Annotated in this window: 13 protein-coding genes; 8 read left to right on the plus strand and 5 right to left on the minus strand. The window is 44.3% G+C overall.

Annotated features, from left to right (window positions below):
* Positions 1 to 43 precede the first annotated feature (43 nt).
* A complete protein-coding gene (gene purT, locus BCV39_RS19545; protein ID WP_102431771.1) occupies positions 44 to 1,219 on the plus strand; it encodes a formate-dependent phosphoribosylglycinamide formyltransferase in 1,176 nt (391 codons plus the stop codon).
* A 130-nt stretch (positions 1,220 to 1,349) separates the two neighbouring features.
* Here the strand turns inward: purT and BCV39_RS19550 are convergent, their stop codons facing one another.
* Entirely contained in the window at positions 1,350 to 2,003 is a 654-nt protein-coding gene (locus BCV39_RS19550) for a thiopurine S-methyltransferase (protein ID WP_102431770.1), read from the minus strand.
* A 324-nt stretch (positions 2,004 to 2,327) separates the two neighbouring features.
* Here BCV39_RS19550 and BCV39_RS19555 point away from each other — a divergent pair, with 324 nt between their 5' ends.
* A complete protein-coding gene (locus tag BCV39_RS19555; RefSeq protein WP_102431769.1) occupies positions 2,328 to 3,107 on the plus strand; it encodes a RelA/SpoT domain-containing protein in 780 nt (259 codons plus the stop codon).
* Positions 3,108 to 3,379: 272 nt separating this feature from the next.
* On the opposite strand, the gene ihfA is transcribed toward BCV39_RS19555, so the two are convergent.
* Positions 3,380 to 3,676 carry an integration host factor subunit alpha gene (ihfA, locus tag BCV39_RS19560; RefSeq protein WP_004734853.1) on the minus strand — a complete coding sequence of 99 codons (297 nt, stop codon included), beginning with the start codon at positions 3,674 to 3,676 and terminating at the stop codon, positions 3,380 to 3,382.
* A gap of 639 nt (positions 3,677 to 4,315) precedes the next feature.
* Between ihfA and BCV39_RS19565 the strand changes: the two genes are divergently transcribed.
* The 4 genes from BCV39_RS19565 to BCV39_RS19580 all read left to right on the plus strand — a co-directional run bounded on the left by BCV39_RS19565 (position 4,316) and on the right by BCV39_RS19580 (position 7,841).
* A complete protein-coding gene (locus BCV39_RS19565) occupies positions 4,316 to 4,789 on the plus strand; it encodes a transcriptional repressor (protein WP_048664859.1) in 474 nt (157 codons plus the stop codon).
* A 68-nt stretch (positions 4,790 to 4,857) separates the two neighbouring features.
* Entirely contained in the window at positions 4,858 to 6,240 is a 1,383-nt protein-coding gene (locus tag BCV39_RS19570) for a dihydroorotase (RefSeq protein ID WP_102431768.1), read from the plus strand.
* Positions 6,241 to 6,277: 37 nt separating this feature from the next.
* Complete coding sequence (locus BCV39_RS19575) at positions 6,278 to 6,838, plus strand: carbonate dehydratase (protein ID WP_102431767.1); 561 nt, start codon at positions 6,278 to 6,280, stop codon at positions 6,836 to 6,838.
* On the plus strand, positions 6,828 to 7,841 hold the full coding sequence (locus tag BCV39_RS19580; protein ID WP_102431766.1) for a GTP-binding protein: 1,014 nt from the start codon (positions 6,828 to 6,830) through the stop codon (positions 7,839 to 7,841). The genes BCV39_RS19575 and BCV39_RS19580 overlap by 11 nt, the downstream gene beginning before the upstream one ends.
* 188 nt (positions 7,842 to 8,029) lie before the next feature.
* On the opposite strand, the gene BCV39_RS19585 is transcribed toward BCV39_RS19580, so the two are convergent.
* Positions 8,030 to 8,926 carry an EamA family transporter gene (locus BCV39_RS19585; protein WP_102431765.1) on the minus strand — a complete coding sequence of 299 codons (897 nt, stop codon included), beginning with the start codon at positions 8,924 to 8,926 and terminating at the stop codon, positions 8,030 to 8,032.
* A 103-nt stretch (positions 8,927 to 9,029) separates the two neighbouring features.
* On the opposite strand from BCV39_RS19585, the gene BCV39_RS19590 reads away from it, so the two are divergent.
* The gene (locus tag BCV39_RS19590) at positions 9,030 to 10,418 is read left to right on the plus strand and encodes a PLP-dependent aminotransferase family protein (protein ID WP_102431764.1); all 1,389 of its coding nucleotides are present in this window, start codon (positions 9,030 to 9,032) and stop codon (positions 10,416 to 10,418) included.
* A 258-nt stretch (positions 10,419 to 10,676) separates the two neighbouring features.
* Complete coding sequence (gene cqsA, locus BCV39_RS19595; RefSeq protein WP_102431763.1) at positions 10,677 to 11,852, plus strand: alpha-hydroxyketone-type quorum-sensing autoinducer synthase; 1,176 nt, start codon at positions 10,677 to 10,679, stop codon at positions 11,850 to 11,852.
* Between the two features lie 150 nt (positions 11,853 to 12,002).
* Here cqsA and BCV39_RS19600 read toward each other — a convergent pair whose 3' ends face one another.
* Entirely contained in the window at positions 12,003 to 14,051 is a 2,049-nt protein-coding gene (locus BCV39_RS19600; RefSeq protein ID WP_102431762.1) for a hybrid sensor histidine kinase/response regulator, read from the minus strand.
* Positions 14,052 to 14,401: 350 nt separating this feature from the next.
* Positions 14,402 to 16,171, minus strand: a complete 1,770-nt coding sequence (locus BCV39_RS19605; RefSeq protein ID WP_102431761.1) for an ABC-F family ATP-binding cassette domain-containing protein — start codon at positions 16,169 to 16,171, stop codon at positions 14,402 to 14,404.
* Between the last annotated feature and the right edge of the window lie 122 nt (positions 16,172 to 16,293).

Raw genomic sequence — 16,293 nt, forward strand, 5'->3', positions numbered from 1 at the left:
CCCCGTTTTCAATCAATCGTTCAAAAGATCGGAAGGAATTTCTATGTTTGGTACTGCTACTCGTGAAAATGCTACTCGTGTACTTCTATTAGGTTCAGGTGAACTCGGCAAAGAAGTTGCTATCGAGTGCCAACGTTTAGGTTTGGAAGTTATTGCTTGTGACCGTTATGCAGACGCACCAGCAATGCAAGTTGCGCATCGTAGCCATGTATTAGACATGTTAGACGGCGATGCACTTCAAGCTATCATCGAACGAGAAAAACCTGATTACGTGGTTCCTGAAATCGAAGCTATTGCCACCAGCAAGTTAGTTGAGCTAGAAGCACAAGGTTTGAATGTCGTTCCAACTGCGAATGCAACCAAGCTAACCATGAACCGCGAAGGTATCCGTCGTCTAGCCGCAGAAGAGCTGAAACTGAGCACCTCCCCTTATCGCTTCGCAGACACCTTCGAAGATTTCTCAGCCGCTGTTGAATTCGTAGGCATGCCTTGTGTTGTGAAACCAGTAATGAGTTCTTCAGGCAAAGGCCAAAGCGTTATAAAAACACAAGAAGACATCCAAAAATCTTGGGACTACGCACAAGAAGGTGGTCGTACTGGCGCAGGTCGTGTGATCGTCGAAGGCTTCATCGACTTTGATTACGAAATCACACTGCTTACCGTTCGTGCAGTCGACGGTGTTCATTTCTGTGCGCCAATCGGTCACCGCCAAGAAGACGGTGATTACCGTGAATCATGGCAGCCACAGATCATGTCAGATAACGCTCTGAAAGCTGCGCAATACACTGCTGAACAAGTGGTTAACGCACTAGGTGGTCGCGGTATCTTTGGTGTCGAGCTGTTTGTTAAAGGCGATCACGTAATCTTCAACGAAGTATCCCCTCGCCCACACGATACTGGCTTAGTAACATTGATGTCTCAAGATTCATCGGAATTCGCACTGCACGTACGCGCCTTTACCGGTATGCCGGTTAAATCCATCACGCAATACGGCCCGTGTGCTTCAGCGGTTATTCTGGGCCAAGGCACTTCAACTAACATTCGTTTTGAAGGTCTTACAGAGGCGTTAGACGCGCCACAAACGCAAGTTCGCCTGTTTGGTAAACCTGATATCGATGGTCGCCGTCGTCTCGGTGTAGCGCTTACTCGTCGCAACAGCACTGAGACAGCGATTGAAGATGCTATTGAGAGCGCGTCAAAAGTAAAAGTGATCTACTAGCTAGCTATTCAACTCTGAACAATCGCGACTTCAAATCTCAACAATAAAAAAGACGGGCTATCGAGCCCGTCTTTTTGTTGGTGTTATCTTATTTATTTGAGCGCTCTTTTCGCTTGAAAGCTTGCGGAATTTAAGCGTCTGACTCAATCAAATACACTTCTTCACTGAATCGAGATAAGCCTTTCTTTGCAATCTTAGGATGTTCATCGTCTGCGATGTCCTGATTCAACAATGTAATATTGTAGCCCGCGAATAACTGATCGATCTCTAGTTTAGGTACGCTAAACGGAGGCCCCGCCATCTCGCTTTGGTCGTAATCCAGCGTCACCAGGAGGATCTTACCGCCCGGTTTCAGCAGTTGTTTCAAACGCTCTACATACTGCACTCGCATCTCTTCAGGCAATGCGACCAAAGACGCTCGATCATAAATGGTATCGACAGGCTGGATTGGCGCTGTGAAGTAGTCGCCTGTATAGATGTTCAATTCATCGAATTGGTACAGCTCGTGCTGACCGCTAATTTGAGTCACAGTCGGCGTGTAAAGGTGCTCGGCAAAAAATGCGCGAACCGCAATCTGGCTTAACTCGACACCTTGAACATCTTCATGCTTTGAAGCTAGCCAAATTAGATCTTCACTTTTGCCACAAAGTGGAACAAACACACTCTTCTCGTAGCTAGGCTCGGTCTTTTCCCAAAATTTAATCAGAAGTGGGTTTACATCTTCGAGGTGGAAACCAATTTGGTTGGCTGCCCATTTATTGTGCCAAAATTCAGGATTATTCATCTTTCGTTCATGTTAAACAGTCATAATGCAAGGGTACAGTATAGAGAGGTAAGAGCAACCTTAGCGTGATTTAAAGTACCACATTGGTTTCGATAAAATCAGAAACTGGCTAAGTTCAAAGTTCTGATAATTGCGGAACTAACGGTTGGATTATTTGTCTATATCTTCACATTTTAAAGCAATATTAAACGTTAGAGTTGGTTTCTGTCTTAGCTAGCCCCATTTAATATCTAGTGAGTTTAGTTAAGCTGTTTTTACTCTTATGCGTTACTGGTTACCCCTTTTGACTACCCGTTTTTTGTAACCTTGTATTTTGGAGTTTGAATGAGTGTATTTCTCCGTACGACGGCCCTAATGCTTCTGGTATTGAGCCGAGCGCCTGCATTCGCAGCAGCACCTGTTTCAACAAGTTCAACTGATCAATCACGCACAGCGTCATCGCAAAACCAAGTTTCATCAAATGTATTCCGCCATAGCCTAAGCGGCTTGTATGGCATTAAAGCATTCGACTCACGTCCGACTCAACCTTATACCGACTTCGATATTCTGTACAGCAAAGCGCATCAAGGCCAAGCTGAACTAGAAACTATCTGTAAAAGCACAGCCCTACTCACCAATTCTGAAGCGCTCTTTGCTGGCGTTAAATCTCAAGCTCGTGCAGAAGAAAAAATCGCTCTTGAGCTTGATGGTGACGTAACAAAAATTACCGACTTAGCCCGTGCAACTATCATCGCGAACGATGTAGAGAGCTTGGTTGAAGTTTACGAAGCGCTGAGCCGCGAAGCAGACGTTGTTAAGCTGAAGAACAAGTTTAAATCACCGGCTGATTCTGGATACCGTGACCTTAACTTATTGGTTCGTTTGCCAAAAACCAACATCATTGCGGAGGTTCAACTTCACTTAAAAGCGATTGCTGATGTGAAAAGCGGCCCTGAGCACGAGCTATATGAAATAATCCAAGGCATTGAGCGTCACGCGATTGCAGAAAAACGCCCAATCAACGATATCGAAGCGGCGCAAATCAATAGCCTAAGACGCCAATCTTTAGAGCTTTACCAACAAGCATGGCAACCGTATATTACAACGCACATCAAAGCAGCTTAGTCACTGGCTAAGCAATTATCATAAACAAGAACGACAAAGGGCTGCATAATCGCAGCCCTTTCTTGTTATTGGTGTTCTCGATTTGCTTTCCTTACTCCATTCCTATCAGACAGCAAAATATAGAGATTTCACTAATGGTAATTAACGAGGAGAGCAACGAAAAAAAGAGAGTAAGGTCATGCTACTAAGGGGAACTAGCGACAAAAAAGTCAACAGACGATGTATGAACCGCAAAAACAAAAAGACCACGCTTGGCGTGGTCTATTGCTTGGCTACTTCTCGATTTTAATATTCTCGACTCGGGCCTTTAATTTTTGTCCCGGTCTAAAAGTAACAACACGTCGAGCAGAAATTGGAATGTCTTCACCAGTTTTCGGGTTACGACCAGGTCGCTCGTTTTTCTCGCGAAGATCAAAGTTACCAAAACCAGACAGTTTTACCTGTTCGCCATTTTCGAGTGCTTTACGAACTTCTTCGAAAAACACTTCCACCGTTTCCTTGGCATCCCGCTTGCTGTATCCGAGTGTCTCAAACAGGTTCTCAGCCAAATCGGCCTTCGTGAGTGCCATAAAACTTTCCTCAAAGCTATGTTAAACATTGCTACTATCGCCAGTAGCGCCAAAGCATTTACCCTATTCAATCAATGAGATAAGGTCATTTACAAGGAAAGTGTATGCCAAGCTTCTGATTTTCGCCAACTTTTTTATCTGAACTATTGAATTATTCTTTCAAATCAGAAAGATAACTCGCTCCTAAATTCACACATATAGCTGAAAAACCTCTACTTCTCGGCCATCAAACAGAGTTATACTCCAACCAAACTAAATTAGCCAATATTTAAAACTTTAGTTTTCTAAATATTAATTTCTGAGACTTTTCTCCGATACCCAATAAAATCAGCCACTTGATTTGATATCGAACTCAACAGAGGTTACTAAATAAGCGTTATTAAATATGAGATTCGTATCATTTCAGCATTTAATTCGATTGTGTCAATATCGGAATGCAGATATGCGTCACGCTCGTTGACGTTTTAAAACGGTATTACCCAACGGAAACTCCGTATCCAACCTAAAAACGTCGCATTTCCTTACTTCATTTAAAACTAATAATAGTCACACTTAGTACTAACAAAACCAAAAGTACGTTTCACTACTCAAATTGTTATGTTATAACATCTCTATATTGTTTTTAATTTAGTGGATTGAATGCGAGACGTCGAAGCGATCATTAAGCATGTAAAACACGGCTGCAAAACCAATGGCAAACAGTTTACGGCAAAGAGACTGTTGATATTGCGTGCGTTGGTACACGCTGACAAAGCGCTGTCTGCCTATGAAATTGTCGATTACTGTAAAGAGCACTTTGATCAGAATGTTCAGGCGATGTCGGTTTATCGAGTGTTGGAGTTCTTAGAAGAGCACCACTTGGCGCATAAACTGAAAGTCTCCAATAAATTCATACTTTGCGACCATATTCTTTGTGAACATGAACATGGCATCCCCCAATTTTTGATCTGCTCCAAATGCGACAAGATCAGCGAGCAAACCATCCACCCTGCCATTATTCGCGACCTTCAATCTCACGCTAAGCAAGAAGGCTTCACCGTTGTTAGCCCTCAGTTAGAGATAAGTTGTGTGTGCGATGAATGCGCTAACCAAGATGCGACCGCTTCCACTTAATGATGCTCCTACTCTCTTAACCATTCCCAATAGTATTTGCCCCATCAACAAGGAGAAAGTGAAACGTTATGTCTGCAACGCTCATAAAGAATGCCCGCGTGGTTAACGAAGGCATCGTCACCGAAACGGATGTATTGGTCGTAGACCAGCGAATCGAAAAGATCGCAAACCACATTTCACCGAGCCCAAACGATGAGGTCATTGATGCTCAAGGCTGTTACTTAATCCCTGGAATGATTGACGACCAAGTTCACTTTCGTGAGCCGGGTTTGACACACAAAGGCTCAATCGCCACTGAGTCACGAGCTGCGGTTGCAGGCGGTATTACCAGCTATATGGAGATGCCAAACGTAAACCCTGCCACAACGACCATTGAAGCCTTAGAAAAAAAATTTGATATCGCAGCACAGAATTCACTGGCTAACTACTCTTTTTACCTAGGTGCAACTGAAGATAACCTAGAGCAAATCAAGCTGCTCGACCCGACCAAACACTGTGGTGTAAAGGTGTTTATGGGCGCTTCAACGGGTAACCTGTTGGTTGAAGATCCTCAAGCACTCGATGCCATATTTCGTGATTCTCCCGTCCTGATTGTCACCCATTGTGAAAGCCGGCCTGTTATCGCTAATAACCAAGAAGAATTGAGAAAAGAGAAAACGGTTTTCACGATTGAAGATCACCCTATTCTAAGAGACGACAACGCCTGCTATGCCTCTTCTTCTTATGCGATTGAGCTAGCTACAAAACACAATAGCCAACTTCATGTGTTGCATATCACGACAGAAAAAGAACTCGCTCAGTTTGAAGCCGGATCCATTCAGGGAAAACGTATTACCGCAGAAGCTTGTGTCCATCACTTATGGTTTAGCAATAAAGATTACACAACGCTCGGTAACCAAATTAAGTGTAATCCAGCCGTCAAATACCCTAGTGATAGAGACGCTCTATTAACAGCGTTGAGCACGGGCCAAATCGACATCATCGCAACAGACCACGCGCCACATACATGGGAAGAGAAACAAGTTCCTTACGAACAAGCACCAGCAGGGTTACCTCTGGTACAGCACGCCTTGTTGAGCCTATTTGACCACGTACATGCTGGAACCTTGACTGTTGATCAGGTGGTCGAGAAAACCGCACATAACCCAGCGACCCGTTATGCGATACAGGAACGCGGCTATATCCGTGAGGGCTACTTCGCCGATTTAGTATTAGTCGATCCACAGACACCAACTCTAGTCAGCAATGAAAATAGTTTGTATCAATGTGGATGGTCACCGTTCGCAGGGCACGAATTCTCAGCTCAGATCAAGCACACCTGGGTCAATGGCGCCAAGGTATATAGCAATCCAGAATCCCCTGAGAACCAAGATACGCATACCGCTGATACATCAAAAGAAATATCGAGTGACATGGTCACTCCTGCAATGAGGCTCTCATTTGAGCGTTAGTTCAGCAGTTATTACCAATCAATAAAAAGAAATCAATATGTTAAGAAGAAATCCAAGCGGTCACATGCCAGAAGTATCGGAGACCGCTTTCATTGACCCGACTGCCATTATTTGTGGCAAGGTAATCATTGAAGACAACGTGTTTATTGGCCCTTACGCTGTGATTCGAGCTGACGAGGTCAACGAACAAGGTGACATGGAAGCCATCGTGATTAAGCGCGACACCAACATTCAAGATGGTGTGGTTATTCATTCAAAAGCTGGCGCAGCCGTCACTATTGGTGAACGCTCATCCATCGCTCACCGATCGATCATTCATGGTCCTTGTCAGGTCTGTGACGACGTATTTATTGGCTTCAACTCAGTCGTCTTTAATGCGGTGATTGGCAAAGGTTGTGTAATTCGCCATAACTGTGTGGTGGACGGCCACGACTTACCTGAAAGCTTCCATGTACCACCAATGACCAACATCGGTTCAGGGTTTGATTTGAACAATATCTCAAAGGTACCACCTGAGTATTCTGCGTTTTCAGAGTCTGTTGTTTCGGCCAACCATACCCTTGTGCAAGGTTATAGGAGAATTGCCAATGAGCTCTGATAACAAACCTCTCTTGGGTATCCCAACCAATATCATTACCGGCTTTCTCGGCGTAGGTAAAACTACCGCGATTCTCAACCTAATGAAGAACAAACCCGTAGATGAAAACTGGGCTATTTTGGTAAATGAATTTGGAGAAATTGGCGTCGATGGAAGCTTATTCGAAGGCAATCAAACCAAACAGCAGCGAGTTTTTATTCGTGAAGTACCCGGTGGCTGCATGTGTTGTGCCGCAGGGCTACCGATGCAGATAGCACTCAATCAATTGCTTTCTGAGGCGAAACCAGACCGCTTACTGATTGAACCTACTGGACTCGGCCACCCAAAAGAAGTGTTAGCAGTCTTGTCTTCAGAGCATTATCGTAAAGTGCTGTCACTACAAAAGAACATCACCTTGGTCGATGCTCGCAAACTGTCTGATACACGTTACTCTGAACACGATACTTTCAACCAGCAAATTACCATTGCCGATACGATTGTAGGTAATAAAGTAGACCTATATAACAATGGCGATGCAGAAAAACTGGCCGAGTACATTGCTCAGGTTTGTCACCCTGACACTAAGCTGATCTTTGCTCATTACGGTAAGATCTCATACGACGAGTTTGATGGAAACAGTAATTTCTATCACCACCAAGCTCATGGGCACCATCACCACCATCATCATAAGGAAGATAAGCCACTCGCTTCAGAATTACCGATGCCAAAGAGCGGTATGATAAAGGCGAGCAACCAAGGTGAAGGGTTTGAAAGTATTGGTTGGCGATTCGCGGCTGACAAACTGTTCGACCACCAGCGTTTACGACGATTTCTAGTCGGCTTGAAAGTAGAGCGCATGAAAGCAGTGTTCATTACTCCAAATGGTATCTTTAGCTACAACTTAACAGAGGATGGTTTGACCGAATCAGAACTCGATGAGTGTGCCGAAACTAGAATTGAAGTGATCGGGCACCAAATGGATGAAGAGCTAGAGTGCCAATTACTCAAGTGTATGGTGACTTGATCGCTTAGTTAATAGAGTTATTAATTAAGAGCTAGTTCATTGAGAGCAAGTGAATAGAGTGCTGTTAATTAATTCTTTAAGTAACTTCACTTCTTCGACATAGAGTAAGACCTCGCAAGTGCGAGGCCTTATTGTTATTCAAAGCATTTGAACTCTATCCGTTTCATTGAATACTATCCGATTATCAATCACTTTTGTTCTGCGAGTTTCGTTGTAGCTTGAGAATTAGAAGCCTTCGCAGGCTTCACTATCAAACCAATCCCGACTAAAAACAGCACCGATGCAACCACTTGAGCGACTGACAATACTTCGTCATACATAAAGTAACCGCTGATCAATGCAAAGATTGGTACTAGTAAGGTTAACGGTGCCGTTGTACTTAAAGGATATTGGATTAACAACTTATTCCACACCCAGTAACCAAACAATGTGGTCGGGTAAGCCTGAAACAGAACAGCAATCGTCGTATTCCAATCCCATTGTTCGATGCCCTGCCAGATAATTTGATCACCGTGTAGCATCACTGCAAATAACACTAATGGTACTGGAGCAAACAACATCCCCCAGACATTGAACGCAAAAGCTTGAGTGGTTTTAGATGCCTTAACAATCACGCCCATTAGCGTCCAACTACACGCTGCAATCATAATCAAGATCACGCCATTAACGGTGATATTACCCTGTGCCGCCGAGACTAAGACTGCGAGTGCAAACATGGCTAACATCGCACCAATTAACTTACGAACCGACGCACTTTCTTTGAAAACCCATACCCCAACGGCCATACCAATTAATACGTTGGTAGAAAGCAATACAGACGACAACCCTGATGAGAGCCCCGCTGTGATTGACCATGAAGCCATGCCCCAAATACCCACACCGAACACAAAGCCATAACTGACTAAATAGCGCCAAGCGACATTCGGTCTCGCCACAAAAAATATCACTGGAATCACCGCTAGCGAGAAACGCGCAGCCGTTGCCAACAAAGGGTGCACATTGGTCACGCCCATTTTAATCATCGAGAAATTGAATCCCCAAATTGCCATGACGAACACCGCTAACAACAAATCATTTCTTTTCATACTGACCCCTCCTTTGTTTTAAAAGAGTATCCCTTGAACAATAAAACCGGTACAGATACAATTTTTACAATAAAAACCAGTACAGTTAATAACGGTCGTGACAATGAGCATCTACAGAAAGCTAGCCAATCAGTTTATCGATGAGATAGAAACAGGCAAAAGACCCGAAGGGGGGCGCATGCCTTCACTGCGCCAATTAGCTAAGCAACAGGCGATCAGCATGTCGACCGTAGTAAGCTGTTACCAAGAGTTAGAATCACAGGGTTGGATTCATTCTCGCCCGCAAGCGGGGTATTTTGTCTCGCCTCACAAGCCTGTTCATTCAACACCTGAATGGGCGCAGTTTGAAAGTAAGATTTCCAAAGTTAAGCAAACTTCATCGACTCACAACTCAATCAATGGGCCTTTAGGGGTCTCTAGCACCACTAATGATGAACAATCGATTGTTGAACTAGAACGCAGTTTCCGCCGTTCTATCAAACGTATGGGCGACAGGCTTAATCACTACCCTGATACGCAGGGCGAGCCGATGTTAAGACAAGCTTTATCCACCCACTTTGCCAAGCTTGATGTCCACTTTGGACCTGACGAAATGGTGATCACGGCAGGCTGTATGTCGGCGATTAAAGCCGCTCTCGAATCCTGCACCAAAGAAGGTGACACCATTGCCATCAGCTCTCCTTGCTTCAACGGTATTCTGGACTTGCTCGGCAAGATGTCACGCCAGATCATCGAGATCCCGTCTTTGGATGACGGTGTCGACCTAAAACAGCTAGAAACACATCTGAAAAACAAACGTGTGGATGCAGCAATCTTCTGTACCTCCCATATGAATCCTCAGGGGATCAATATGTCTGCCAGTCAAAAGCAAAAACTGGCTGAATTAGCGAACCACTATCGAGTACCCATCATTGAAGACGATGTGTATTTGGAGCTGTCATACTCATCACACACGCCTCTGCCGGCAAAATACTATGACAAAGGCGGATACGTGATGTGGTGTGGGTCGGTATCGAAAAGCCTTTCACCCAGTTATCGTTTAGGCTGGTGTTTGCCTGGCAGATACATAGACGAGTACAAGGCTCAGTTTTCTGCTGCTAGCTATGGCGTCGCCCTGCCGACTCAACTCGCGGTTGCTGACTTTATCGAATCAGGCCAATACGCCAAACACGTTAGAAGAAGATGCTCTCAAATCCTCTCTTTGCGCCAACAATACCTCAGCTATTTAACTCAACACCTTCCTCAAGATGTGAAGATCAGTAACCCACAAGGTGGCATGGTGCTTTGGTTACAAATACCCAATCTAAATCAACAAGCATTTACTCAAGCGGTCGCCAAACAAAACCTTGATATCAGGCTTGGGCATCTGTTCAGCACTCTTGATCTCTACAGCAACTGTCTACGCATCAATTTTGGTTATTCGTTAGAGGGAGAAGCCAAACAGCAGTTGGATGACTTGATTAAACTTATCCATCAATGTGTCAGTGGTTAGCCTTTTCTAAGAGCTTTCTCTCACGGCTTTGACTCTTAGTCCCTTCATCGCTATTTGTTATAAAAGAGGCGGTTATTATTCTGATTGGAATTGGGTTAGAGCTCGTTACCGTAAGGAAATCCATTCGCCTCAAAACCCTTAAATGCTGAGTTTGCAAGCACCCACAAAATTATGCAACTTGGCTAATGACACACCACTTTTTATCTTCAATATACAGCCGTCAGCGCTGGCGTTTTCCTATATTTGAAGAGAACTATTATGAGTGATAAAAACAAAACATTACCTTCCTTTATTGAAGAACGCTTGAGCTTCTATATTCAAGACCTAATCACCCAGAACCAAAGCCAAAAACACTTGGTTTTGGGTAAACGTCCATCGCGCGACTCCGTTGTCATGCAGAGCAATGATTATTTGTCTTTGTCACATAACAAAGCAATCCAACAAGCTCACCAAGCGGCGATCAGCGACCACGACGACAATGTGGTAATGTCTGCGATTTTCTTACAAGATGCAGAGTCTAAACCTGCGTTTGAAACCGAACTCGCCAACTATGTTGGAATGGAAAGCTGCCTGCTTTCTCAGTCTGGTTGGGCAGCCAATATTGGGTTGCTTCAAACGATCTGTCCGCCAAATACGCCGGTGTATATCGACTTCTTTGCACATATGTCGCTATGGGAAGGTATTCGCGCAGCAGGCGCGGCAGCTCATCCATTTATGCATAACAATATGAGTCACTTACGTAAGCAACTGGAACGTCATGGTTCTGGTGTGATTGTTGTCGACTCGATTTACAGCACCATTGGTACCATTGCCCCGCTCCGCGACATCTACGAAATGGCGCAAGAGTTTGATTGCGCTGTTATCGTCGATGAATCGCACTCATTAGGGACACACGGTGAAAAAGGTGCAGGCTTAGTGCAAGCTCTCGGGCTCACTGACCAAGTCGACTTTATCACGGTCAGCTTAGCCAAAACCTTCGCTTATCGTGCAGGCGCGATCCTTGGGCCCAAACAGCTCTCTGATACTTTGCCGTTTGTTGCTTATCCTGCCATTTTTAGCTCAACCGTATTGCCGCAAGAAGTGATTCGTTTAGAGAAAACATTGGAGGTGATTAAAGGTGCAGATGACAAACGACAAGCCCTGTTTAAGCGAGCACAGTCGCTCATTACGGGTCTAAAACGGATTGGCTTTAACATCCGTAGTGAATCTCAAATCGTCTCGCTAGAGTGTGGTAATGAAAGAAATACAGAGCGAGTGCGCGATTTCCTTGAAGAACGTGATGTGTTCGGTGCAGTGTTCTGCCGCCCAGCGACAGGGAAGAATAAGAACATCATTCGATTTTCAGTGAATGCCGACATGACTCCACGAGACATTGACCATGTGCTCACGGTTTGTCATGAGGCGTACCATCACTCAGAATTAGAATTCGTATAGCTCTGAACACACTAATTCTTTAACTAAAAACGGCAGGACTGAATGGACGCTACCATGTCGCTAAACAAAAAGAGCCCAGCAATTCGCTGAGCTCTTTCTTGTATTTGAGTCGCCGACACGATGGTCGTGTAGTTCAACCTATAACATTCACTAGATCCAGTGAGCAATCTTATCGAACAGTCGGTTTTTATCTGCGGGTTTGACGATGAAATCAGACATGCCTGATGATTCCATTTTCTCCAAAGTGACGGGCGAACTGTCACCGGTATGGGCAATAATCGGCACTGAAGAGTATGCCTTGTTGGCACTTCGAATTCGGCGAGACGCTTCCACACCATCCATGATTGGCATTTCGATATCCATGAGAATCAGGTCAATATCGTCGCAATCCAACGCATCTAACGCTTGCTGACCATCTTGTTTCTGCACCACATCAAAGCCCTGCTTTTCCAATAACATCGCAGTAAAACGGCGCAAAGATTCATTGTCATCCACCACCATAATCGTACGTTTGTTCGCAGCCTCTAACGGTTTTACTGGCACAGGCGGCATCACGTAATTGGAATCGAACATTAAACGATCGATGGTCGCTTTGGTATTGAGTAGCCAAACCTGCGTTTCCACCCAAATAGGCTCGAAAGAGACGTTACGTACACGCCTAATCGGATGATGTTCATAGAGATAAATGATTCGAGCTTCAGTAAACGAAAGCAGTGATTCAATCCTCTCCAAGCAGCTAGCTCGTAGATCCAAGCTCTCCATATCAACGAAAACCAAATCAAATTCGAACTGATATTCCTTATTTTTAAGCGCAGAAGCGACATCCATAATAGTGAGGTCAAAGCCCATAAAACGCGACATCTCGGTCATTTTACTGGTCAGAACCTTCTGATCACTGATCATCACCACACCCTTTAACTTAGTCAGTTCGCTCTTAATCTCTTTCACTGAGTTGGATGTCAGAGCTGGGAACGTCATCGTGAATTGCGTCCATTGCTCCACTTCCGACTGACATTTGATTTCGCCACCAAACGAGCGCATTACCTTCTGACAAAATGGCAAGCCTAAACCGTAGTTACCCGATTGGCCTGTGGTGTAGAAGTCTTGGAAGATACGGCGAATCACATCACTTGATATGCCAGAGCCGTTATCCGTCACCATGATTTGATTGGTTACTTCATCACTGCACATCGTGACATGAATATGGAAATCTTCAGGGCTGCGATGATGGAATGCGTTCTTGAACAGGTTATACATCACGTACTTCAACAAGGTATCGCTTCCTAAGAAGTCAAAGTCGCTTTGTACGTCTAAAGAAATGGCAGATTTATCGGCTGCGCGCTTGTAATTAAAGCTGGCAATCGAACCCTCCACGACCGCTTGCGCCGAATGCTTTTTAAAGGTCGAGCGAGAGACTCGGTTTTCGTCAATTGAAGTCAATAACAGATCAATCGTTTCGTTACCTGAGTGAATGATCTCCATCGCTTCATCACCCACTTCTCGCAACTGGATAACGTCTTCATTACTCAGCGCATATTGCCCTTTGTGGTCGCCACTTTTTGGGTCCGGCAATATGGATTGCATGACATCAATAGAGGTCAACAAACCACTTAATGGGTTTCGCATTTCGTGGGCAATACCAGCACCAAAAGACTTCGCCAGTGATACCTTGTTCTCGTGTTCCACCTGATTACGGAAGTAGAACAAGTTGCCGAACAGGTAGATAAACAAGAAGATGGGTACATGCGTCCAATCCATTGTGATTTCGAGGTAGAAGCCTTGTGCCACCCAAGCACATAACGTCGCAATTCCAATTCCGACAAAAGTTTGAGCGAACATGACTTTAGTGACGTGCACCAACAAAATATGCAGAAATATAGCCGACATAAAAGACATGACCCAAACGTTGGACCAATTGTTCATCAGCAGCATGTAAAAGAAGAAACACGGCAAACAGAGGGTTACCGCAACTTGGTAATAAGCCGGAAGGTATTTGCGCCATTCAAATGGCACACGATTACGGGAAATGATGCCTAAAAATAATACCGAACACGCTAGACGCAGCGGTAGGTTTTCATATGGTTGAGGGAACAAAAACTCCCATATAATGTAGTAAATGGGAAAGCCGACAAAGCCCATCCAACCTACAAGGGTGAGATTAGGTTCTGCGTATTGATAAACTTTGCGAATAGCGTTCATACGAAATACTTTGTTCTCTAAGCCCTAACGTTTACTGGTTCTATGGTTTAATTTTTATTCTTATATTTAGGCGCCGATTATATTACACATCACCTCCGAGCAGTGAGGTTTGAATCAAATATATATCAAGGTTTTTGCTTTTAAACTTGAATTTGGAGTCAGTATAAATACTGACAAAAGTAACAAAAGCCTTTAGCGGATTCAGAATAACTAAAGAACCTTTGGTCATGCGTGCTCAGCGATCACAGCCGAGCACACACAACTCATCAATGTTATATCGAGTCAACTGGCGAGCGCAGCTAATTGAAATTTACAACTAATTGATATGTAGAACTAACTGATATGTAAAGCTAACGAAGCTCCAATTTCATATTGATAGTTTCTATTTCTTGCTGCCATTTATGTTGAAGATCTGGCTTTTGATGTTTTGCTTTTCGAGACTGGTCTTGTGTCAGTAACTCTTCCAACTCCAACAGCCTTTCCAAAAGCAACTCTTCATCGTTTTGTGTCGTATTTGAGTGGTGATTTTCGATAAACTCAGATTTGGATAACAACACCGAGCTTGGCGCTGTGTCATTCGCCTCTAAGCTAACGACCTGATTACCGACAGACATCGCCTCATACACCGCATCTAAGTAAGTCATTTCCACAAGTTGACCATCATTGATGTACCAGAATCGATTGCATGATTTTTCAATCAACTCTCGATCATGGCTGACCAACAGTAGCCCCCCTTCGAATTGAGTTAAGCAATTCACCAGCTCTTCCTTACCTTCAATATCAAGGTGGTTAGTGGGCTCATCCAACAACAGGAAGTGATACTTCGCTAGCGATAGCCCAACAAACAGCAGTCGAGAACGCTCGCCACCGCTAAGCTCTGCGATCTTTTGCTCGTGTCTTTCATAGGAAAAACCCGCGCTAATCAAAGCCATTTTTCTAGCTTCCTCCGAAACAGGATAAAATGAGTAAAGTGAATCTATTAGTGAATGGTCATCACGTAATTGGTGAAGGCTTTGGTCGTAATACCCGACTTCAGCATTTGGGTGAAAATAACCATTATCTCCAAGTTGAGACGCCTGATAATTCGCCCACAATACTTTCAGAAGCGATGACTTACCCGCCCCATTTTTGCCTAGCACAGCAACACGGTCACCGCTCTTTATCTGTTGGAACAGCACTTCAAACAGTGGCGCTTGGTCGTCAGCGGCGGTAATTGGCACCTCCGACAATTCAAGTAGTCGATTGGCCTTCATGGATTCACCGGACAAGCTTAGTGTCCATGGTTCAACGGAATCTAAACGAGTCATGGTCGAGCGTAACCCTTCAGCGCGCTTTTCCATGCTTTTTGCTTTTCGTGACAGACCTTCATTGTCAAAGTCACGCCCCCAAATCGCTAAACGATGAGCGCTCTTTTCGATGCGGTCGATCTCTTTCTTTTCTGCTTGTTGCCTTTCAGCATCCGTTCGATCTTTATCTTCCAGTGCTTTTCTAGCTTCGGTGCATTTTTGGCTAAAGCTAAGTATCCTTTTGTCACGTAACACCCAAGTAGAATCGGTGACGTGGTCGAGTAATCGTTGATCATGCGAAACCATGACAAACGTCCCTCTCCAATCTTTCAGAAACTGCTCTAACCAAAGTAACGTCGGTAGATCTAAGTGGTTACTTGGTTCATCTAGCAACAGGACATCTGGCTCAAGAATCAATGCTCTCGCGACTAACACTCGCGCGTATTGACCGCCACTTAAAGTGCCTACCGGCTGGTTCCAATAGCTTTCATCAAACCCTAAATTAGAAAGAGTAATTTGTGCACGCCATTGCTCTGTTTGCTGCATGTTTAAAGTAAGGTTGTCGGTCACAGCATCGAGCATTGTTAGGCTTAACAGTCGCTTAGGTAAGTGTTGCTCAATCAAGGCAACTACGGCATTCGAGGCGAAGGAAACATTCCCTACACAGTCAGGTAAATCTTTGTTTAACAGACGTAATAAGGTGCTTTTGCCACAGCCATTACTGCCAATAAGGCCAATGCGGTCACCTTTCTTAATGGTAAAGGAAAGCCCATCAAATAATCGGCATGATGTTAGATCGTAAGAAATGGATGATGTAGATATTAATGTAGTCATTTGTTTACTCAAGTTTCAAGCGCAAAAAAGCGCTGTCGTCATTCGCTGACAACAACCAAGTAAACTAGAGTGAAGAAACTCTATTGAAGGTTATATTGAAATGCTTCGCTCAAGTTTTGGTT

It is taken from the genome of Vibrio sp. 10N.286.55.E10, from assembly GCF_002872555.1.
GTDB classification, from domain to species: domain Bacteria; phylum Pseudomonadota; class Gammaproteobacteria; order Enterobacterales; family Vibrionaceae; genus Vibrio; species Vibrio crassostreae.